Annotated in this window: 16 protein-coding genes; 9 read left to right on the top strand and 7 right to left on the bottom strand. The window is 66.9% G+C overall.

Annotated features, from left to right (window positions below):
* Nucleotides 1-145 precede the first annotated feature (145 nt).
* The 4 genes from betB to PKE75_RS03050 all read right to left on the bottom strand — a co-directional run bounded on the left by betB (nucleotide 146) and on the right by PKE75_RS03050 (nucleotide 4,821).
* Entirely contained in the window at nucleotides 146-1,660 is a 1,515-nt protein-coding gene (gene betB / locus PKE75_RS03065) for a betaine-aldehyde dehydrogenase (RefSeq protein WP_271167222.1), read from the bottom strand.
* A complete protein-coding gene (choV, locus tag PKE75_RS03060) occupies nucleotides 1,657-2,823 on the bottom strand; it encodes a choline ABC transporter ATP-binding protein (RefSeq protein WP_271167221.1) in 1,167 nt (388 codons plus the stop codon). The genes betB and choV overlap by 4 nt, the downstream gene beginning before the upstream one ends.
* Nucleotides 2,820-3,677 carry a choline ABC transporter permease subunit gene (gene choW, locus PKE75_RS03055; RefSeq protein WP_271167220.1) on the bottom strand — a complete coding sequence of 286 codons (858 nt, stop codon included), beginning with the start codon at nucleotides 3,675-3,677 and terminating at the stop codon, nucleotides 2,820-2,822. Before choW ends, choV begins: the two co-directional genes overlap by 4 nt.
* Before the next feature lie 169 nt (nucleotides 3,678-3,846).
* The gene (locus PKE75_RS03050) at nucleotides 3,847-4,821 is read right to left on the bottom strand and encodes a choline ABC transporter substrate-binding protein (protein ID WP_428979094.1); all 975 of its coding nucleotides are present in this window, start codon (nucleotides 4,819-4,821) and stop codon (nucleotides 3,847-3,849) included.
* Between the two features lie 205 nt (nucleotides 4,822-5,026).
* On the opposite strand from PKE75_RS03050, the gene betI reads away from it, so the two are divergent.
* The 7 genes from betI (at nucleotide 5,027) to PKE75_RS03015 (ending at nucleotide 14,372) form a co-directional block, all read left to right on the top strand.
* Entirely contained in the window at nucleotides 5,027-5,758 is a 732-nt protein-coding gene (gene betI, locus PKE75_RS03045; RefSeq protein ID WP_271167219.1) for a transcriptional regulator BetI, read from the top strand.
* 291 nt (nucleotides 5,759-6,049) lie between these two features.
* Nucleotides 6,050-7,549, top strand: a complete 1,500-nt coding sequence (locus PKE75_RS03040; RefSeq protein WP_271167218.1) for a phosphomannomutase/phosphoglucomutase — start codon at nucleotides 6,050-6,052, stop codon at nucleotides 7,547-7,549.
* A 21-nt stretch (nucleotides 7,550-7,570) separates the two neighbouring features.
* Nucleotides 7,571-8,143, top strand: coding sequence for a MarR family winged helix-turn-helix transcriptional regulator (locus PKE75_RS03035; RefSeq protein ID WP_271167217.1), 573 nt, complete (start codon nucleotides 7,571-7,573; stop codon nucleotides 8,141-8,143).
* Between the two features lie 211 nt (nucleotides 8,144-8,354).
* Nucleotides 8,355-9,971, top strand: a complete 1,617-nt coding sequence (locus tag PKE75_RS03030) for a GMC family oxidoreductase (RefSeq protein ID WP_271167216.1) — start codon at nucleotides 8,355-8,357, stop codon at nucleotides 9,969-9,971.
* Entirely contained in the window at nucleotides 9,968-11,443 is a 1,476-nt protein-coding gene (locus tag PKE75_RS03025) for an aldehyde dehydrogenase family protein (RefSeq protein WP_271167215.1), read from the top strand. Before PKE75_RS03030 ends, PKE75_RS03025 begins: the two co-directional genes overlap by 4 nt.
* A 75-nt stretch (nucleotides 11,444-11,518) precedes the next feature.
* On the top strand, nucleotides 11,519-12,925 hold the full coding sequence (locus tag PKE75_RS03020) for a purine-cytosine permease family protein (RefSeq protein WP_271167214.1): 1,407 nt from the start codon (nucleotides 11,519-11,521) through the stop codon (nucleotides 12,923-12,925).
* 136 nt (nucleotides 12,926-13,061) lie between these two features.
* A complete protein-coding gene (locus PKE75_RS03015; protein WP_271167213.1) occupies nucleotides 13,062-14,372 on the top strand; it encodes an amidohydrolase family protein in 1,311 nt (436 codons plus the stop codon).
* Between the two features lie 70 nt (nucleotides 14,373-14,442).
* On the opposite strand, the gene PKE75_RS03010 is transcribed toward PKE75_RS03015, so the two are convergent.
* Nucleotides 14,443-14,838: a MarR family winged helix-turn-helix transcriptional regulator gene (locus tag PKE75_RS03010; RefSeq protein ID WP_309298797.1), complete on the bottom strand. Its 396-nt coding sequence runs from the start codon at nucleotides 14,836-14,838 to the stop codon at nucleotides 14,443-14,445.
* 243 nt (nucleotides 14,839-15,081) lie between these two features.
* Between PKE75_RS03010 and PKE75_RS03005 the strand changes: the two genes are divergently transcribed.
* Both PKE75_RS03005 and PKE75_RS03000 read left to right on the top strand, forming a co-directional pair.
* Nucleotides 15,082-16,359 (top strand): amidohydrolase/deacetylase family metallohydrolase, encoded by a 1,278-nt coding sequence (locus PKE75_RS03005; protein WP_271167211.1) that lies wholly within the window; start codon nucleotides 15,082-15,084, stop codon nucleotides 16,357-16,359.
* Nucleotides 16,356-17,249, top strand: a complete 894-nt coding sequence (locus PKE75_RS03000) for an alpha/beta hydrolase (protein WP_271167210.1) — start codon at nucleotides 16,356-16,358, stop codon at nucleotides 17,247-17,249. Before PKE75_RS03005 ends, PKE75_RS03000 begins: the two co-directional genes overlap by 4 nt.
* A gap of 67 nt (nucleotides 17,250-17,316) precedes the next feature.
* Here PKE75_RS03000 and PKE75_RS02995 read toward each other — a convergent pair whose 3' ends face one another.
* Together PKE75_RS02995 and PKE75_RS02990 are read right to left on the bottom strand one after the other, a co-directional pair.
* A complete protein-coding gene (locus PKE75_RS02995; protein ID WP_271167209.1) occupies nucleotides 17,317-18,021 on the bottom strand; it encodes a GntR family transcriptional regulator in 705 nt (234 codons plus the stop codon).
* Nucleotides 18,022-18,134: 113 nt separating this feature from the next.
* A complete protein-coding gene (locus PKE75_RS02990; protein ID WP_271167208.1) occupies nucleotides 18,135-19,457 on the bottom strand; it encodes an LLM class flavin-dependent oxidoreductase in 1,323 nt (440 codons plus the stop codon).
* Between the last annotated feature and the right edge of the window lie 141 nt (nucleotides 19,458-19,598).

Genomic DNA, 19,598 nt, shown 5'->3' with positions numbered 1-19,598 from the left:
GCCGGCGTGACGGCTGAGATGGCCTGCGCGCTTCGAGGCGGCCCAATGGGGCTTCTCAGCATAAGGCCCGTTGCGGAACTCCACGGCCTTTGCCGGGGAGCCTGCTTCAGCGGGCGTCTCGAAACACGCGCCGCTGCTCCGCCGCTCAAAACACCGGGGTGAAGTCGCCGAGCTCGACTTGGACTGACTTGGTCTGGGTGTAGCGCTCCAGCGTCTCGACGCCGTTCTCGCGGCCCACGCCGGAGTGCTTGTAGCCGCCGACCGGCATCTCGGCCGGCGACTCGCCCCAGGTGTTGATCCAGCAGATGCCGGCTTCGAGCTGGTGGATGACACGGTGGGCGCGGGCGACGTCGCGGGTCACGACGCCCGCCGCCAGGCCGTAGCTCGTGGCGTTGGCGCGAGCGACCGCCTCGTCCTCGCTGTCGTACGGCAGGATGCTCATGACGGGTCCGAAGATCTCGTCGCGCACGATCGCCATGTCGTCGGTGCAGTCGCTGAAGACCGTCGGGGCTACGTAGGAACCGAGGCCGAGAGCGCCTTCGGTCAGCCGCGAGCCGCCTGTCAGCAGCCGCGCGCCCTGCGCCTTGCCGCGTTCGATGTAGCCGAGCACCTTCTCCATATGGGGGATGCTCGAGAGCGGACCGAAATTGACGGTCTCGTCGAGCGGATCGCCGATCCGGATGCGCCGCGCACGCTCGACGATCCTGGCCTCGAAGCCCGCGAGCAGGGCTCGGGGGACGAAGACACGGGTGCCGTTGGTGCAGACCTGACCGTTGGAGAAGAAGTTCGCGGCGGCGGCGATGTCGGCTGCGCGTTCGAGGTCGGCGTCGTCGAAGATGATCAGCGGCGACTTGCCGCCGAGCTCCATCGTGACCTCCTTGAGCGTGGAGCCGGAAGCGCTCGCGATCACCTTCTTTCCAGTCACCGTTCCGCCGGTGAACGACACCTTGGCGATGCCGGGATGTTCGGTGAGCAGGGCGCCGACCGCTCCGCCGACGCCGTTGACGACATTGAACACGCCCGCCGGAAGGCCGGCCTCGGCGTAGATCTCGGCGAGCTTCAGCGCCGTGAGCGGAGTCACCTCGCTCGGCTTGAAGATCATCGCGTTGCCGGCGGCGAGCGCGGGCGCCGATTTCCATAGCGCGATCTGGATCGGGTAGTTCCACGCGCCGATGCCTGCGACCACGCCGAGCGGCTCGCGTCGCGTGTAGACGAAGGAGGTCTCGCGCAACGGCATGGAGCGGCCCTCGAGCCCCGGGATCAGGCCGGCGTAGTATTCGAGCACGTCCGCGCCGGTGACGACGTCGACCAGCCGCGTCTCGGAGAACGCCTTGCCGGTGTCCATCGTCTCGAGCCGGGACAGCTCGTCGTTCCTCTCGCGCAGGATGTCGACCGCGCGACGCAGGATGCGGGAGCGCGCCATCGCGGTCATCGAGGCCCAGACCTTCTGGGCTTCGGTCGCCGCCGCGACCGCACGGTCGACGTCGGCGGCGGACGCCTGCTGAACCTCGGCCAGAACCTCTCCGTTCGCGGGGTTCAGCGTGAGGAAGGTCTCGCCGCTCGTCGCGGCCACATAGGCTCCCCCGATGTGAAGCTTCTGCAGGCCGAAAAGCGAGGCGGGCGCCGTTTCGCGCTGGGCGTGCGATGCGGAGGCGGTCATGTCTTCTGCAGCAGTCCCTTGTAGATCTCGGAGTGGTCGCAAAGCCCGGCCAGACGGCCGAGCTGGTCGACCAGCGCGATCGGGTAGTCGGTGCCGCGGCGGACGTCGATCGCGGTCTTCAGCGGCAGCTCGGCGGGCGCGACCATGAGGTCTCCCGGCGACGAACAGGCTCCGTCGAGGCCGATCTGGCCGATCGGCGCATCGCGGCCGTCGATGCTGAGGCTGAGCGGCTTGCCGGCGCTGTCGAGCGTCAGGCGGGCCGAGCCGCCGTTCAGCACGACCTCGCCCCGGTCGCGGCGGAGATCTGCGAGCGGCGTCATGACGGCGTCGGCGCAGAGCACCTCGAGCGGGTTCATGCGCTTCACGAACTCGGCGACATAGGCGTCGGCCGGCCGCAGCATGATGTCGGCTGCGGTGCCGAACTGCACGACCCGGCCGCCCTCCATGATCGCGATCCGGTTGCCGAGCTTCAGCGCCTCGGAAAGGTCGTGGCTGACGAACACGATCGTTTTCTTCAGCCGCTGCTGCAGGCTGAGCAGGTCGTCCTGCAGCTTGTCGCGGATCAGCGGGTCGAGCGCGGAAAACGGCTCGTCCATCAGCAGGATGTCCGCGTCGGTCGCGAAGGCGCGCGCGAGGCCGACGCGCTGCTGCATGCCGCCGGACAGCTCCTGCACCTGTTTGTCGGCCCAACGGTCGAGGCCGACCATCGCGAGCTTTTCGTCGACGATGCGGGTGCGCTCGGCGACGGGCATGCCGCGTATCTCGAGCCCGAAGCCGACATTGTCGCGGACCGTGCGCCACGGCAGCAGGCCGAACTGCTGGAAGACCATCGACACCGTCGTGAGGCGGATCTCGCGCAGCGTCGCCGCATTGCAGGAGGCGACGTCGACCTGTTTGTCGCCGTGCCGCACGAGCACCTTGCCGCGAGCGGTCTTGTTGAGCCCGTTGATCGCGCGCAGCACGGTCGACTTGCCCGAGCCCGACAGCCCCATCAGCACGCAGATCTCGCCTTGCTTGATGTCGAGATCGACCTTGTAGGCGCCGAGGATCGCGCCGGTCTGATCGCGGATGGCGTCCCGGTCCCCGCCGGCGTCGGCGACGGCGAGCGCGGCCTTCGCCCTGCCGAAGACGATGGCGAGGTCCTGAAGCTCGACCGCGTTCATGCCGACCTCCTCCGGGCGCGCGCCTCGGGCCGCTTGCAGACGCGGTCGAGGATGATGGCGAGCACCACGATCGCGATGCCGGCCTCGAAGCCCATGGAGATGTTGACCGAGTTCAGCGCGCGCACGACCGGCTTGCCGAGCCCGTCCGCGCCGACCAGCGCGGCGATCACCACCATCGAGAGGCTGAGCATGATGCACTGGGTGACGCCCGCGAGGATGGTCGGCATCGCGCTCGGCAGCTCCACCTTGAAGAGCAGCTGACGCTTCGTCGCGCCGTAGGCGAGCGCCGCTTCCCTCAGGCTCTCCGGAACCGAAGAAATGCCGAGCTGCGTCAGGCGGATCGGAGCGGGGAGCGCGAAGATGACGGTCGAAATCACGCCGGGCACCGTTCCGAGGCCGAACAGCACCAGCGTCGGGATCAGATACACGAAGGTCGGGATCGTCTGCATCAGGTCGAGCACGGGACGGATGGCCTGGTAGAGCCAGGGCCTGTGCGCCGCCATGATGCCGACGGGCACGCCGATGACGATGCAGGTGGCCGTCGCCCAGATGATCAGCGAGAGCGTCTGCACCGTCGCTTCCCAGTAACCGAGGTTGATCACCAGGAGCAGCGACAGGACGATGAAGACGACAAGCCCGATTGACCTGTGCAGAAACCATGCGCCGGCGGCGAAGACGGCGATCAGCGCGAGCGGCGGGATGAAGAGCAGAAACGCGGTCAGACCGTCGATCATCGTCGACAGCGCGACCGAGATCAGGTCGAAGAAAGCCTGACCGTGATCGGTCAGCCATTCGATCCCGGTCGCAAGGACGGGTCCGAGCGGGATTTTGTGGGCCACCAGCCAGTCGTACATATGCCCTTGCCTCGATGCTGGAGTGACGGCACGGGCGAAGGCCGGGGCGCGCCGACCGTCGCGGATCGCTTGCGGACCTGAGGTCCCCTCGCCCGCCGCGGCGCGGACATGGCGGCAGCGGGACGCAGTGCGGGATGACGGCGGAGCGGGTCGCGCCCCGGCGGCCTGCTCAGTTCACTCCAAGGCTCTTCTGCACGACCGGCAGCGCCGGCTGCCCGTCGAGCGTCGTGACCCCGTCGAGCCAGCCCTTCCATTCCTCGGGCTCGGCCTTCAGCCACTTCTCGGCGGCCTTGTCGGCCTCCATCCCGTCGAACAGGATGTAGCCCATCACCTTGTTCTCGGTGTCGAGCTTGAACTTGAGGCCCGTGAAGAACGCTCCGAGGTTCGGGCATTCCTTGGCGTAGCCGGCGCGCAGATTGGTGAAGATCTCGGCGCCGCCGAAGTTCGCGCCGAACACGTCGTCGCCGCCGGCCAGGTACTTGATCGAATACTTGGTGTTCATCGGATGCGGCTCCCAGCCAAGGAACACGATCGGCTCCTTGCGCCGCTGAGCGCGATCGACCTGGGCCAGCATGCCCTGCTCGCTGGACTCGACGAGATCGAAGCCGGAGAGCCCGAACTTGCCGTCCTTGATCATGCCGAGGATCAGGCGGTTACCGTCGTTCCCGGGCTCGATGCCGTAGATCTTGTCCTTGAGCTTATCCTTGAACTTCGCAATGTCGGCGAAGCTCTTCAGGCCCTCGTCATAGAGCGTGGTCGGCACCGCGAGCGTGTATTTCGCGCCGGTGAGGTTCGGACCGACGACCTCGATCTGGCCGGCGTCCAGATAGGGCTTCCGGTCCGCCTCCATCGTCGGCATCCAGTTGCCGAGGAAGACGTCGATGTCCTTGCTCTTCAGCGAGGCGTAGGTCACCGGCACCGACAGAACCTGCGTCTTCGGCTCGTAACCGAGCGCAGACAGGATGCGGGAGGCGATCGCCGTCGTCGACGTGATGTCGGTCCAGCCGACGTCGGCGAAGCGAACGGGCTTGCAGGCGGCGGGCTCGGCGGCCGCAGCGGGACCGGCGGCGCCGAGCAGCGCAGCGAGAATAGCCGAAAAACCGATTGAACGCTTCACGGACAACCTCCAACACCGGGGCTTCATCTGGGCGCATCTGAGTCCATAGATCGCGTTGAATGAGTGTTCAATAGCAAAAATTAAGCTGTTGCGCTGCAAATTAGGCATCTTACTGATTTCATTGACGACAGTTCGGTAATTATTTGTGCAACGCACCTGCTTTTTGATCCCGTCGTGGAGCGCGCCACGATAGCGGTTGAACGCGCATTCAATAGCGAACTAATGTGAGGCGATGAACGCTCCTGAGCCCATCCAAACCTTCGAGGCGGCGCGGCGCCGCCAGTTGATCGAAGCGACGATCGAGACCGTTTCCGAAGTCGGCTTCCGAGCAGCTTCGCTCGGCGAGATCGCCCGGCGAGCCAACGTCTCTCCGGGTCTGTTCGCGCATTATTTCGGAGACAAGGACGGTCTGCTCGAAGCCACGCTCCGCTTTATGGCGGCCCGCCTCTCGCGCGCGACGGCGGCGCGGATGCGCGCGGCGCCCTCGCCGCTCGAACGGGTGATGGCGGTCCACGAGTCGGCGCTCGCCGAGGAGGAGTTCGAACCGCGGACAAGCGCCGTATGGCTCGCGTTCTGGGGGCAGATCATGCATTCGGAGCCCTATCGGCGCGTCCAGTCGATCTACCAGCGCCGCATGCGGTCAAACCTCCGTCACGGCCTGCGCAGCCTCGTGGCCGCCGACAAGGTCGCGAGCCATGCGGTGCTGATCGCGGCCACGATCGACGGGCTATGGCTGCAATCGCATGCGAGCCGCCGAACGCGCGACGACGGCAGCCGAGCCCGCGCCGCCGTCCGAAGCTTGATCGTCATCCTGGTGGGCGATCGTGACGAGGCGGACATCCGTATCTCGGCGGAGATCGAACGGGCGCAGATCACGAATGACGTCACCGGCGCTCTTCGCGACCAGCGGCGGGCGCTGGCCAGGCTCGAAGCAGCCGCGCGACGCCTCGCCGGCGGCGATTGACGCCGAGCGGCCCATGAGGGCCGACATCGGCAAGGCTCCGGCGATCCCGATCATCGCCGCCTTGCACGCCGGCGCGGGGCTGCGACCGGGAGGGCCGCGCAAGACGCCAGCTGCGTCGCGATCGTCGCGGAACGGAACGTGTTCCACGCGCGACCGGAGCTTCCTCATCGCTGCGTTGCACACGAGCATTTCTGCGCCCAAACTCAGAGATCCCGAGCGGTCGCCAGACTCGCCGCCGGCTTCACGTCCCCTCCCCGGCGGCCGCTTCTCCGCTTGTCGATCGAGCCATTGATGTTCCCCAAGCCGCACGCGTCCCTCAAGCCGAACACCTACGAATTCGAATCCGCGCCGATGGTGCGCCACACCGGCTTCCGGGAGTACGACGCGCGCTGGCTGTTCCCTGACGAGATCAACCTGATGGGCGTCCAGGCGCTCGGCATGGGTCTCGGGACGCTGATCCATAGGCTCGGCGTCGCGCCCGAGATCGTCGTGGGCCACGATTTCCGGAGCTATTCCTCCCAGATCAAGATGGCGCTGACGACCGGCCTGATGGCCGCGGGACTTAAGGTGCGCGACATCGGGCTTGCGTTGTCGCCGATGGCCTATTTCGCGCAGTTCGAGCTCGACACCCCGTGCGTCGCGATGGTCACCGCGTCGCACAACGACAATGGCTGGACCGGCGTGAAGATGGGTGTGCAGCGGCCGCTCACATTCGGACCGGAGGAGATGGGCCGCCTGAAGGAGATCGTGCTCGACGCCGACTTCGACCTGAGGGGCGGCGGCTCGTTCGAGTTCATCGAGAACTTCCCCGACCGCTATCTCGCCCGGCTGCTCGACCGCCCTAAGCTGACGCGCAAGATCAAGGTCGTGGCGGCATGCGGCAACGGCACGGCGGGCGCCTTCGCGCCGCGGGCGTTGGAGATGCTGGGCTGCGAGGTGATCCCGCTCGACGCCGAGCTCGACCACAGCTTCCCGAAATACAATCCGAACCCCGAAGACATGCATATGCTGCACGCGATCCGCGATGCGGTGCTGGAGCATGGCGCCGACGTCGGTCTCGGCTTCGACGGCGACGGCGACCGCTGCGGAGTGGTCGATGACGAGGGCGACGAGATCTTCGCCGACAAGGTCGGCGTGATGCTCGCCCGCGACCTGTCGGCGGTTCATCCGAATGCGCGGTTCGTGGTCGACGTGAAGTCGACGGGGCTGTTTGCGACCGACCCGGTGCTGATCGCGAACGGCGCGAAGACCGACTACTGGAAGACCGGCCACTCCTACATCAAGCGCCGCGTCAGCGAGCTCAACGCGCTGGTCGGCTTCGAGAAATCCGGACACTACTTCTTCAACGCGCCGATCGGCTACGGCTATGACGACGGCCTCGTCTCGGCGTTCGCGGTCTGCGACATGCTCGACCGCAACCCGGGGAAGTCCATGGCGGACCTCAAGCGCGCGCTGCCCAAGACCTGGGGCTCTCCCACCATGTCGCCGCATTGCGCGGACGAGGTGAAATATGACGTCGTCGCCGAGGTCACCGCGGCCTTCGAGACGCTTCAGGCGGAGGGCCGGACGATCGCGGGCCAGCCGATCCGCGACATCGTCACCGTCAACGGGGTGCGCGTCACCTGCGAGGACGGGACCTGGGGTCTCGTGCGGGCGTCGTCGAACAAGCCGGAGCTCGTCGTCGTGGTCGAGAGCCCGGTGTCGGAGGCCCGTCTGCGCGAGATGTTCAAGGCGGTCGACGAGACGCTCCGGCGCCGCCCCGAGGTCGGGGCCTATAACCAGACCATCTGAACGGGGGATAGTCTTCGGCCCATGACGAGCGGATCGAAAGCACACGACGTCATAACCAAGGCGACGAAGGCGTCGGGAGCCAGGGCCAAGCGGGCCACCGCCGCCGAGACCGACCGCCACGGCCCCGACCTCGAGTGGCGGCTGCGCGAATTGCAGGACCGGCCGGGCTTTCTGATCCGTCGTCTCCACCAGATCCACGTCGCGCTGTTCCTCGAGGAATGCGCGGCGGAGGGCGTGACGCCAGTGCAGTACAGCGTGCTGACCGCGCTCGACCAGATGGGCGGCGCGGAGCAGGTGGCGTTGTCGCTAGCGGTCGGGCTCGACCGGACCAACATCGCCGACGTCCTGAAACGGCTGGAGCAGCGCGCCCTCGTGGCCCGGCGTGTCGCGCCCGAGGATCGCCGCATGAAGATCGCGACCCTCACCGACGCCGGACGGGAGCTGCTCGGCCGCGTCGAGGCCGGCGCTGCGCGGGCGCATGACCGGACCATCGCCGCCCTGCCGCCGGCTGAGCAGGAACAGTTTCTCGGCCAGATGCGGATCCTGGTGCGAGCCTATGGCGAGCTCAGCCGCTCGCCGGTCAGCTTCGCTTAAGTTCCGGCTGGTGCCCGCGAAACCGGCAGACGGCGCCCATTCATCCAGCGTCGGGCCCTTGGGGGCGGCCGGCCGAAGCGGCTTCGCGTCGCGAGCGGCTCCAAATCCAACGCCTTCGCTCGCGCCTCAGCTCTGGCACGGAACGTGAATTGAATTGGGGGGCATGCTGACGAATTAGCGAGTCGGCGCACGCGAGAGAGAGGGTCGATCAGTGCAAGAGGCGTCGTTCGATCCGGCCGGGCGCTACGACGTCGTCGTCTGCGGCGGCGGAACCGCCGGCTGCGTGGTCGCCGGCAGGCTCGCCGCTGATCCTCATTTGAACGTCCTGCTTCTCGAAGCCGGCGGTTCCGACGACGTCGAGGACGTTCGGATCGCGAAGGTCTGGATGCGCAACATCGGCTCCGAGCGCGACTGGCGGTTCCAGTCCGAGCCCTGCGCGGCGCTCAACCGCCGCCGCGCGCCGCTGCCGATGGGGCGCGTGCTCGGCGGCGGGTCGAGCATCAACGGGCTGGTCTGGGCGCGCGGCCACAAATCCGACTTCGACCTCTGGGAGCGCGAGACGGGCGACGCCGGCTGGGGTTACGAAGCGGCGGTCGAGATCTACAAGCGGGTCGAGGACTGGGACGGGCCGTTCTCCGCGATGCGCGGCCGCGGCGGCCCGATGCGGATCACCCTGCCCCGCGATCCCGTTCCGGTGACTGAGGCGCTGCTGGAGGCGACCGCGTCGCTCGGCGTGCCTCGCGTCGAAGATCATAACGCCGAGGCGATGGCGGGCGACGGCTGCTGCGCGATCACCAACGTGAACGTCGCCGGCGATGGCTCGCGGATCTCCACCGCCACCGCCTATCTCGCTCCGCTTTCCGGCCAGCCCAACCTGACGATCGTCACCGGCGCGCATGTCCGCCGCGTCGTGATCGAGGCCGGTCGAGCGACGGCGGTCGAATTCGAACGGAACGGCCGGATCGAGACCGTCGCGGCCCGCCACGAGATCGTGCTGTCGCTTGGAGCGATCCACACGCCGAAGACGCTGATGCTGTCGGGCCTCGGGCCGGAGGCCGAACTCAAGCGCCATCGCCTCCCCGTCCTCGGCTGCCTGCCGGGCGTGGGCCAGAACTTCCAGGATCACATCCTCGTCGGCGGGTGCGTGTTCGAGTACCGCGAACCGGAGGCGCCGCGGAACAACTCGGCCGAGTTCACCTTCTTCGCGAAGAGCGATCCGAGCCTCCCGGCCCCGGACCTCCAGCCGATGCTGGAGGAATGCGCCTTCGGCTCCGAGGTCACCGGCCCCGCCTACAACCTGCCCGTCGATCCGTCGTGCGCTTTCACGCTGGCGCCCGGCCTGATCAGGCCCGAGAGCCGCGGCCATATCGAGCTGACCGGCGGGCGGCCGGAGGACCCTGTCCGGATTCACGCCAATTTCCTGAGCGCCGCGGCCGACGTGACCGCCTTGCTCCGCTGCGTCGAGATGTGCCGCGAGATCGGCCATTCCGAACCGCTACGCCCCTTCGTCAAGCGCGAGCTGATGCCGGGGCCGCTCGATCGCGAAGCGATGACGCGCTTCCTGCGCGACGCCGCCGGCACCTATTTCCACGAGACCTGCACGGCGAAGATGGGCCGCGACGCGATGTCGGTCGTCGACGGCTCGCTCAAGGTCTACGGCGTCGAGAACCTGCGGATCGCAGACGGCTCGGTGATGCCGGCGATCGCGGGCGGCAACACCATGGCGCCCTGCGTGCTGATCGGCGAGCGGGCGGCCGACATGATCGCCCGCGACCTCGGCGCCAGGACTTCCCTTCGCGAGCCGCAACTCCAGGAAGCAGCAGCATGAATCCCGCGTCCTACGACGTCGTCGACGGCGTCCGCACCTACAAGCTCTTCATCGGCGGCGCGTGGACGAGCTCCTCGCGCAACATCGTCGCCGACAGCCTGAACCCGGCCGACGGCGCCGTGTTCGCCCGCATCCAGCAGGCCGGCGCCGATGAGGTGCTGGAGGCGATCGGCGCCGCGCATGCGGCGTTCGGCAAATGGGGCTCGTCGCTCGCGAGCGAGCGGGAGATGATCCTGCTCAAGACCGCCGACGTCATCGAGCGCCGCACCGACGAGATCCGCGACATGCTGATCGACGAATGCGGCTCGGTCTTCAACAAGGCGTTGTGGGAGATCTCCTACGTCACCGACTGCCTGAGGAGCGCGGCGGGCGACGTCCGTCACGTCATGGGCGAGACCATGCCGGTGACGCAGCCCGGCCAGATCTCGATGTCGGTGCGCCGTCCGCTCGGCGTGGTGGCCGGCATCGCGCCGTTCAACTCGCCTTTCCTGCTGTCGATGAAGAAGATCGCCTTCGCGCTCGCGGCTGGAAACACCTTCGTGCTGAAGCCGTCCGAGGAGACGCCGATCTCCGGCGCGCTGATCGCCGACATCTTTGACGAGGCCGGCCTGCCGGCGGGCGTGCTGAACGTCGTCCCCGGCGTTCCGGCGGAAGTCGGCGACCTCATCATGGCCGATCCGCGGGTGCGGCTCGTCACCTTCACGGGCTCGACCCGAACGGGGCGCAAGCTCGCGGTCGAGGCGGCCAGACATCTCAAGAAGTTCACGCTGGAGATGGGCGGCAAGAGCCCGCTGATCGTGCTGAAGGACGCCGACCTCGACTATGCGGTCGACGCCGCGGCTTTCGGCGTGTTCCTGCACCAGGGCCAGGTCTGTATGGCGAACTCCAAGATCATCCTGGAGGCGCCGATCTTCGACGCGTTCTGCGAGCGCTTCGTCGCCAAGGCGAAGACCATTCCCGTCGGCCACCCGCGCGAGGCGACCAGCGTGATCGGCCCGCTGATCCGCGACAGCCAGTGCGCCTTCATCGACGCGCAGCTGGCGGAGGCGACCGACAAGGGTGCAACGATCGTGACAGGCGGCAAGCATGAGGGCCGCTACTTCCAGCCGACGGTGCTGACCGGCGTCACCCGCGACATGCGCATCTATCACGAGGAGAGCTTCGGGCCCGTCGTCTCGCTGATCCGCGTCGAGGACGCTGAAGAGGCGCTCGAAGTCGCGAACGACACCGAATACGGGCTCTCCGCCGCGGTGATCACCAACGATCTGCAGAAGGCGATGGACCTGTCGCTCCGGCTCGAGTCCGGCATGGTCCACGTCAACGACTGCACGATCACCGACGAGCCGCACGTGCCCTTCGGCGGCGTGAAGAACAGCGGCTTCGGCCGCGAGGGCGGGCGCTCGTCGTGGGAGGAACTGACCGAGCAGAAGTGGATCACGATCCAGCTCGGGAAGCGTGAGTTCCCGTTCTGAGCGGCGGACGGCGATGGAATTGATGGACCGATCGGCGCGCAGCTCGCGCGCCTTGGGCAAATGACGGGGGTCAAAATGTCGGGAACGGAACTACGCCTGGACGATCACGCGATCGAACCAATTCCTGATGCGGATCGGGACTCGACCGGGCCGCAGCAGATGTGGATATGGGCGGGCGCCAACATCGCGCCCATCAACTGGGCGCTCGGCGCCCTCGGCATCATTCTGAAGCTCGGCATCTGGGATACGATCGCGGTGATCGTGCTCGGCAACCTTGTGGGCTGCGCGCTCTTCGCATCCTTCACGGTCATGGGGCACAAGACCGGCGTCAACCAGATGGTGCTGAGCCGCGCGGCCTTCGGCCGGCGCGGCGCCTATCTGCCGGCGGCGCTCGTCTTTCTGATGACGCTCGGCTGGATCGGGGTGAACACCTACTTCCCCGTGAAGATCTCGATGGGCATCCTCGGCCAGTTCGGCGTTCCGGACACGGCGGGCCCGAACCTCGTCGTCATCACGATCATCATGGCGCTGCAGATCGCCATCGGCACGTACGGCTTCTATGCGATCCGGACCTTCGAGAAATATACCGTGCCCGCGACCATTGCGATCATGGCTGTGATCAGCGTCGGCGCCTGGACCCAGCCGGGCGTCGTAAACTGGGACCTGACCAGTTCCCTTCCGCCCGCCGAGCGTTTCGCCATGCTGACGCTTCTGATCGCCGCCATCGGAATCGGCTGGGGCATCTCCTGGGTCACCTGGGCGTCGGACTACTCGCGGTTCGTACGCAAGACGGAGTCCTCCACCTCCGTCTTCTGGCACAGCTTCTTCGGCATGTACGTCCCGGTGGTGTGGCTCGGCGTGCTCGGAGCGACGATCGCGAGCGTCACCAACGACGCCGATCCGGCGAAGATGGTGAGCGCGGTGTTCGGGGGACCGATGGCGGTGCTGGTGCTCGCTCTCGTGCTGCACGGGCCGATCGCGACCAACATCCTGAACGTCTACTCCGCAACGCTCGCCTTGCTGAGCATGGGCATCAAGATCCCGCGCATCGTGCTCGCCTTGCTGGTCGGCGCCGCGGGCTACGCCGTGACGTTCTACTTCGTCTTCGCGCCGAACTTCGCACAGGCCTTCGACCACTGGATGATCGGCCTCATCATGTGGCTGAGCCCGTTCGCGGGCGTGGCGCTGGCGGACTTCTACATAAAGCGGAAGGGCAAGATCGACGTCGCGGAGCTCTACCGCTCGCCGGAGACCAGCGCCTACGGCGACGTCAACTGGCCCGGCGTCATCGCTTTCCTGGTCGGGCTGGTCGCAGGCTGGTTGTTCCAGAACGGTCTTCTGCCCGTCTTCCAGGGGCCGATCTCCGTCAACCTGCTCGGGGGAGCCGATCTGAGCTGGCTTGCAGGCACGCTCGTCGCAGGCGGCGTCTATCTGGCGCTCAGCCGGAAACCCGCCATCGCCGGGGCCGTGGTCGCGCGCTGACAAAACGGACCTTAAGCTGGAGGCCGCCACGTCCGGCGGCCTCCAGCCGATTCTTACGATATCAAGGCTCGCGGCGTCCGCTGCCGACGTTCGATCCGTCGCGGGCGAACGCGCCTCCAGCCGAACGAGCGCCCCGATGCATCATGATCTCATCGTCCGCAACGCCAGGCTGCCCGACGGCCGCGACGGACTGGACATCGCCGTGCGCGGCGGCCGCATCGTCGCGATCGAGCGGGACATCGGCGGCGAGGCTGCGCGCGTCATCGACGCCGCTGGCCGTCTCGTCGCGCCCCCCTTCGTCGACGCGCACTTCCATATGGACGCGACGCTCTCGCTTGGCCTGCCGCGCCTCAACCAGTCTGGCACGCTGCTGGAGGGGATCGCGCTCTGGGGCGAGCTCAAGCCGCTTCTGACGGTCGACGCGATCATCGAACGCGCTCTGCGCTACTGCGACCTCGCGGTCTCCCAAGGGCTGCTCGCGATCCGATCGCATGTCGACATCTGCGACGACCGGTTGCTGGCGGTCGACGCGCTGCTCGAGGTCAAGCGCCGCGTCGCTCCCTATCTCGACCTGCAGCTCGTCGCCTTCCCGCAGGACGGCTATTACCGATCGCCGACCGCCGCGGCGAACCTCGTCCGCGCGCTCGACCGCGGCGTCGAGGTGGTCGGCGGCATTCCGCATTTCGAGCGCACGATGGCGGAAGGCGCGGCGTCCGTCCGCGCGGCCTGCGAGATCGCGGCGGAGCGGGGCCTTCGCGTCGACATCCATTGCGACGAAACGGACGACCCGCTCTCGCGCCACGTGGAGACGCTCGCTTACGAGACGCAGCGGCTGGGATTGCAGGGGCGGGTCGCCGGCTCGCACCTCACCTCCATGCACTCCATGGACAATTACTACGTCTCGAAGCTGATCCCGCTGATCGCCGAGGCTGGGATGGCCGTGATCGCCAATCCGCTCATCAACATCGTCATCCAGGGCCGGCACGACACCTATCCGAAGCGCCGCGGCATGACGCGCGTGCCGGAACTCCTCGCGGCCGGCGTGCCCTGCGCCTTCGGGCACGACTGCGTCATGGACCCCTGGTACGGGCTCGGCTCCGGCGACATGCTCGACGTCGCCCACATGGCGGTCCACGTCGCGCAGATGACCGGCCGCGATGCGATCCGATCCGCCTTCGAGGCGGTGACCGCGACGCCGGCCAAGATCATGGGTCTCGAGGGCTACGGGCTCGAGGTCGGCGCAAACGCCGATTTCGTCGTGCTCCAGGCGGCCGATCCCATCGAGGCGATCCGCCTGAAGGCGGCGCGGCTGTTTGTCGTGCGCAGAGGGCGCGTGATCGCCGAGACGCCGCCGCGGATCGCCACCCTCGATCTCCAGGGCCGTCCCGCGGAAGTCGATCCCGCGTCCTACGCTCCGGCGTTGCGGGAAGAGCGAGCATCGCTTTGAAGCGCCGAACCACAGCTTTCGCCAACGCGGTGACGCGGCGCAATCTGCACAGCAGGCGCGCAACGCGCGCCTAAGCCGAGGGCATTCCGCTCGCCTGGCGACCCTCGTGCGCGGCGACCGCGCGCTTCAGCAAGGCGATCAGCGTCGCCTGTTCCGTCGCGCTCAAGCTCTCCACGGTCGCCTCATGCGCGGCATGGGCGGCCGCCTCCATGGCTGCGAGCAGGGCTTCGCCTTCCGGCGTCATTCGGCAGGCCTGCGATCGGCGGTCGCGATCGGAGGTGACGCGGCGCAACAGGCCGCGGACCTCCAGGCGTTTCAGAGCGCCGGTCGTGGTCGTGCGGTCGATCGCGACCGCGCGCGCGAGCCTGGTTTGGTCGGCTTCTTCGAGTTCGGAAAGCGCCGAGAGCAGGCTGTATTGGAGCGGCGTGATGCGGAACTTCGCGCAACGCTCCGCAAAGAGGCTCACGTGGATCTGGTGCAGACGCCTGACAAGGAACCCGGGGCGCTCCAGGAGGGGCCAGCTGTCCTTGTAGGCATCTGATCCGACGGAATTTTCTGTCACGGTTTGCGCCTCTTGCGGATCTCGGTCAGTCGCTCGCTGCAGAGCTGCCCTCATCTTGGCATATGGCGTGCATGTGCAATTGCGAAGCATACTTCGCTTTTCAAACCGCTTAGGATGCCCGGCGGGTCTTGGCGATGGAGAACAAAAATGGCGGAAGCGAGCGGTTATGATCTGCTGTTGAAGGGCGGTCGCGTGATGTGTCCGGCTTCCGGCATCGACGCCGTGCGGGATGTGGCCGTCAAGGGCGGCAAGGTCGCGGCGATTGAGGAGGCGATCCTGCCGAGCAGCGCGCGAGAGGTGATCGACGTCTCGGGTAAGCTGGTGCTGCCGGGGCTGATCGACACCCACGGCCATGTCTATCAATACGTCACGGGCCGCTTCGGGCTCGACCCCGATATGGTCGGCGTGCGTTCGGGCGTCACCACTGTCGTCGACCAGGGCGGCCCCTCCTGCATGACTCTGCCGGGCTTCCGCAAGTTCATCGCCGAGCCCGCGAAGACCAACATCTACGCCTTCCTGTCGGCCTACCTCGTCGGCGGGCTCGAGGGGCATTTCTATCCGAACCTCTACAGCCCGGACGGCGTCGACATCGACGCCACGGTGCGCTCGGCGAACGCCAACAAGGACATCGTCCGCGGCATCAAGGGCCACGCCGAGATCGGCGGCTTCGCGCGCTGGGGCATCCGCGTGATGGAGATGGCGGCCGAGATCAGCCGCCAGACCGAGCTGCCGCTCTACGTCCATTTCGGCACGCTCTGGGGCCTGCCGGAGAGCGGCGCCAATGGCGAGGACGCCGACACCATCATCGAGCGCGTCATCCCGCTGCTGAAGGAAGGCGACGTGCTGGCCCACCCGTTCACGCGCCACCCCGGCGGCTTCGTGAATCGCGAGGGACAGGTGCACCACGTCATCCAGGCGGCGCTGGACAGGGGACTGAAGGTGGACGTCGGCCACGGCAGCCACTTCTCCTACCGGCTCGCGCGCAAGGCGCTCGACGCCGGCGTCGTTCCGCATACGCTCGGGGCCGACATGCACGGCTACAACACCGAGGTTCCCGCGCCCGCAGGCACCCCCGAGGAGCACTGCGACGACGAGAACCACCCCTTCAAGGGACAGGCGCGTTTCAGCCTGACGCAGGCGATGAGCTCGATGATGGCGCTGGGTCTGCCCCTGGAGCAGGTCGTGCCGATGGTGACGATCAACCCGGCGAAGATGCTCGGCCGCACGGACGAGATCGGTTCGCTGGCGATCGGTCGCGTCGCCGACATCTCGGTGTTGAACGACGACCGCGGCCGCTTCCTGCTGCGCGACAACGAGGATCACCGCGTCGTCGCCGAGCGGCTGCTGCGCCCGGCCTTCTGCCTGCGCGCCGGCGAGCGCTTCGACGCCGACAGCCCGATCCTGCCGCAGGCGATCGCGGCGTGAGCGACGCCGGCGCCGGCGGGCGCGCGCAGAAGCCCGATTGGCCTCAGGAGGTCTGGGAGACGCTCTCCCAGGCCGAGCGCGACGCCGCCTACAACAACAACCGGGCGGTCCGGAACAGCACGACGCTGATCCGCGAACGCGACGCTCTCGCCGCCGCCTATCGCGCCGCGAATCCCTCGGGGCTCGACATTCCTTACGGGACGGCGCCTCGGATGGCGTTCGATCTGTTTCCTGCGTCCGATCCGGCGGCGCCCTGTCTCGTCTTCATCCACGGCGGCTACTGGCAGCGGAACTCGCGGGAATCCTTCGCGCATTACGCCGAAGGGCTTCGCGCCGCCGGCTGGTCGGTCGCCATGCCGGGTTATTCGCTGGCGCCCGACGCGACGCTCGGCGAGATCGTCGCCGAGATCGGCGCGGCGTTGGACTGGCTCGGGCGCGAAGGGCCGAAACACGGTGTCGCCGGACCGATCGTGGTCTCGGGCTGGTCCGCCGGCGGCCATCTCGCCGCGATGGCGCTCGGGCACCCTGCCGTCGACGCCGGACTCGCGATCTCCGGGGTCTACGATCTCGGGCCGATCCGCGACACCTTCCTGAACGCGCCGCTCGGCCTGACGGACGACGAGATCGCGACGCTGTCGCCGCTCCGTCTCCCGCCGGTCCCGAAGCCGCTCGCGATCGCCTATGGCACGGCGGAGCTGCCCGCACTCGTGCGCGACTCCGAGCGGCTGTCCGAAATCCGCGCCGTCGGCGGCGCTCCGGGCGCCCTGATCCTGATCGACGGCGCCGACCACTTCACCATTCTCGACGAGTTCCGCTCGGCCCATGGCGCGCTGACGCGGGCGGCGCAGGACATCCTTGCGCAGGCGCTCGCCGCGAGGGCGGCCGCGTGACCGGCCCCGGCGCGCCGAAAAACCAGGAGGGCTATTCGAATCCCAGGACTATTGCCCGAGATCCGCACTATTTCCTCAGGCTCATATTATAGGCGGTAATTTTTCTTATCTCCTCGCGAGATTTTTCAATGTGCGTCCTGATAAGTTTTTCGGAGCTTTCGAAGTCGCCAGCGATCAGGGCTCTTACGATCCGGCAATGCTCGTCATAGGTCTCATCGATGCGTCTCTCGGAAATGAAATCGACCCGCCTTATTATCCGTATCCTGTCCGTAATCTCGGAAAACGTACGGAGCATGGATGTGTTGCCCGCAAGACCGACGATCGCCAGGTGAAACTTCTCATCGCTCTCGGCGACGAAATCCGAATCCCTTCGACGTTCGGCTTTTTGCGCGCACCAAAGCTCTGCGAGCGCGTCCAGTTGCGGAAATGGACCGGCCTTCGCTGCTAGCCGGATCGCCAGGGCTTCCAACTCTAGCCGGAAATCGTAAAGATCTTCATAGTAAGAAAAGTCGAGACCCCTTACCTGCCAGCAGTTGTGTCCCCCAACATTTTGTAGATAGCCTTCGTGCTCAAGTATATGAAGCGCGAGACGCAGCGGCGTTCTCGATACGGCCAGCATGTCGGCGAGCGCGGCTTCGGAATAGCGCTGCCCCGGCGGCAGGCTGAAATCGAAAATGCCGCGCTTCAGAGACGCATAGACCTCCTGAGAGAGCTTGCCGCGCTTGATCTCGCTCAACTCGTGGATTTCCACCGTCGACGGAGCCTTGATCACGTCCCGTCTCCCGGCGCGGACCCAAAGCTCGGGCTGCGCTGATGCGCGCACGCAATCAAGGCGCGGAATGGCTGCATCGCCGACGGCTCCATCGCTCGAGATCCTCGGGCGCCCTACGCGTACCGCGCCACGCCGAGATGGTCGCGGAGGTGCGGACCGGAATACTCTTTCCGGAAAATCCCGCGGCGCTGCAGCTCCGGCACCACAAGACCGGTGAAATCTTCCACGCCGCCCGGGAAATGGGTCGGCACGGCCAGGAAACCGTCGCAGGCGTCGCCCTCGAGCCATTCCTGCATGCTGTCGGCGATCGTGGACGGGGAGCCGACCAGCTTCATGTAGCTTCCTTCGGCGAAGAACCGGGCGGTCTGGAGGATCGAAAGGTTCCCGCGACGCGCCAGGGCCATGATCGCCTCCCGATGCGACTTGCCGGCATTGGTTTCCGGCAGATCCGGCATCGGCCCGTTGAGATCGAAATCCCGGAAGTTCAGGCCTCCCGAATGAGGCGCCAGATGGCTGATGGCGAGCTCTTCGGGGATGAGATCTCTCATCCTCTCACGATGGCCCTGCGCGTCCTCGTCGGTCCGGCCGACGATCGGCGTGATGCCGGGAAGCACCTTGATCGTGTCGGGATCGCGGCCGAAGCGGACGGCCCGGGCGCGAATATCGTCGCGGAACGCGCGGCTCTCGGCCAGATCGGTCTGCAGCGTGAAGACCACGTCGGCCGTGCGCGCCGCAAGTTCGCGCCCGGGCTCGGAAGACCCGGCCTGAAAGATCACCGGACGCACCTGCGGGCTTCGCCCCATGGGGAGCGGCCCGCGAACTTTGAAGAATTTCCCCTCGTGCTGAAGGAACCTCACTTTGTTGACGTCGAAATAGACGCCGCTTTCCTTGTCGCGCGTGACGGCGCCCGGCTCCCAGCTGTCCCACAGCCCGGTCACGACATCGATGAATTCGCTTGCGCGCTCATAGCGGAGTGCATGCTGGACATGCGTGTCGAGGCCAAAATTCTGAGCCTCGTTCTCGTTGAACGACGTGACGAGGTTCCAGCCGGCGCGCCCGTTGCTGATGAAGTCGATGGAGGCGAATTTGCGCGCGACGTTGTACGGCTCGTTATACGTCGCGGTCGAGGTCGCGGCCAGGCCGAGATGCTTGGTCTTCATGGCGAGAGCCGGAAGCAGCATCGTCGGATCGAAGTGGATCGCGCGCGGATGCGCGGCCCCGTAGGTGTCGCCCTTCAGCAAGTCGTTGGCGCGCGGAATCGCCGCCTGGTCCTCGAAAAAGATCGCGTCCATCTTGGCGGCTTCCGCAAGCTGCGCGGCCCGAACGTAATGCTCGACGCCGACGTCCAGTTCAGGGATCGCTTCGGGCAGTCGCCATGCGCCAAGGTGCTGTCCCGGAAACAGGAACAGGGCGAGACGCAGCATTTTGTCGGTCATCGGCGGCTCCTCGCCTGAGGACATGCGCCGTCATCCGGATGGCGCCCTCAGATGTGAACTCAGTTTGGGATCCCAATCGGGACTGCATTCAGCTACGGTCGGCCCGTCGGATCGTCAAGCGGAAATCCAACACCGGGGGAC

The organism is Hansschlegelia plantiphila (assembly GCF_027922265.1).
In the GTDB taxonomy this organism is placed as follows: Bacteria; Pseudomonadota; Alphaproteobacteria; order Rhizobiales; family Methylopilaceae; genus Methylopila; species Methylopila plantiphila.
The sequence above is the reverse complement of the archived record's forward strand: the minus strand, read 5'-3'. Positions and strand labels throughout refer to the sequence as shown.

Bases quoted from the DNA above. Each gene is read 5' to 3' on its own strand.
- PKE75_RS03005 (WP_271167211.1), top strand. From the start codon at position 15,082: ATGGCGGAAGCGAGCGGTTATGATCTGCTGTTGAAGGGCGGTCGCGTG.
- PKE75_RS03020 (WP_271167214.1), top strand. From the start codon at position 11,519: ATGTCGGGAACGGAACTACGCCTGGACGATCACGCGATCGAACCAATT.
- betB (WP_271167222.1), bottom strand. From the start codon at position 1,660: ATGACCGCCTCCGCATCGCACGCCCAGCGCGAAACGGCGCCCGCCTCG.
- betI (WP_271167219.1), top strand. From the start codon at position 5,027: ATGAACGCTCCTGAGCCCATCCAAACCTTCGAGGCGGCGCGGCGCCGC.
- choV (WP_271167221.1), bottom strand. From the start codon at position 2,823: ATGAACGCGGTCGAGCTTCAGGACCTCGCCATCGTCTTCGGCAGGGCG.
- PKE75_RS03040 (WP_271167218.1), top strand. From the start codon at position 6,050: ATGTTCCCCAAGCCGCACGCGTCCCTCAAGCCGAACACCTACGAATTC.
- PKE75_RS02990 (WP_271167208.1), bottom strand. From the start codon at position 19,457: ATGACCGACAAAATGCTGCGTCTCGCCCTGTTCCTGTTTCCGGGACAG.
- choW (WP_271167220.1), bottom strand. From the start codon at position 3,677: ATGTACGACTGGCTGGTGGCCCACAAAATCCCGCTCGGACCCGTCCTT.
- PKE75_RS03015 (WP_271167213.1), top strand. From the start codon at position 13,062: ATGCATCATGATCTCATCGTCCGCAACGCCAGGCTGCCCGACGGCCGC.
- PKE75_RS03050 (WP_428979094.1), bottom strand. From the start codon at position 4,821: ATGAAGCCCCGGTGTTGGAGGTTGTCCGTGAAGCGTTCAATCGGTTTT.
- PKE75_RS03035 (WP_271167217.1), top strand. From the start codon at position 7,571: ATGACGAGCGGATCGAAAGCACACGACGTCATAACCAAGGCGACGAAG.
- PKE75_RS03025 (WP_271167215.1), top strand. From the start codon at position 9,968: ATGAATCCCGCGTCCTACGACGTCGTCGACGGCGTCCGCACCTACAAG.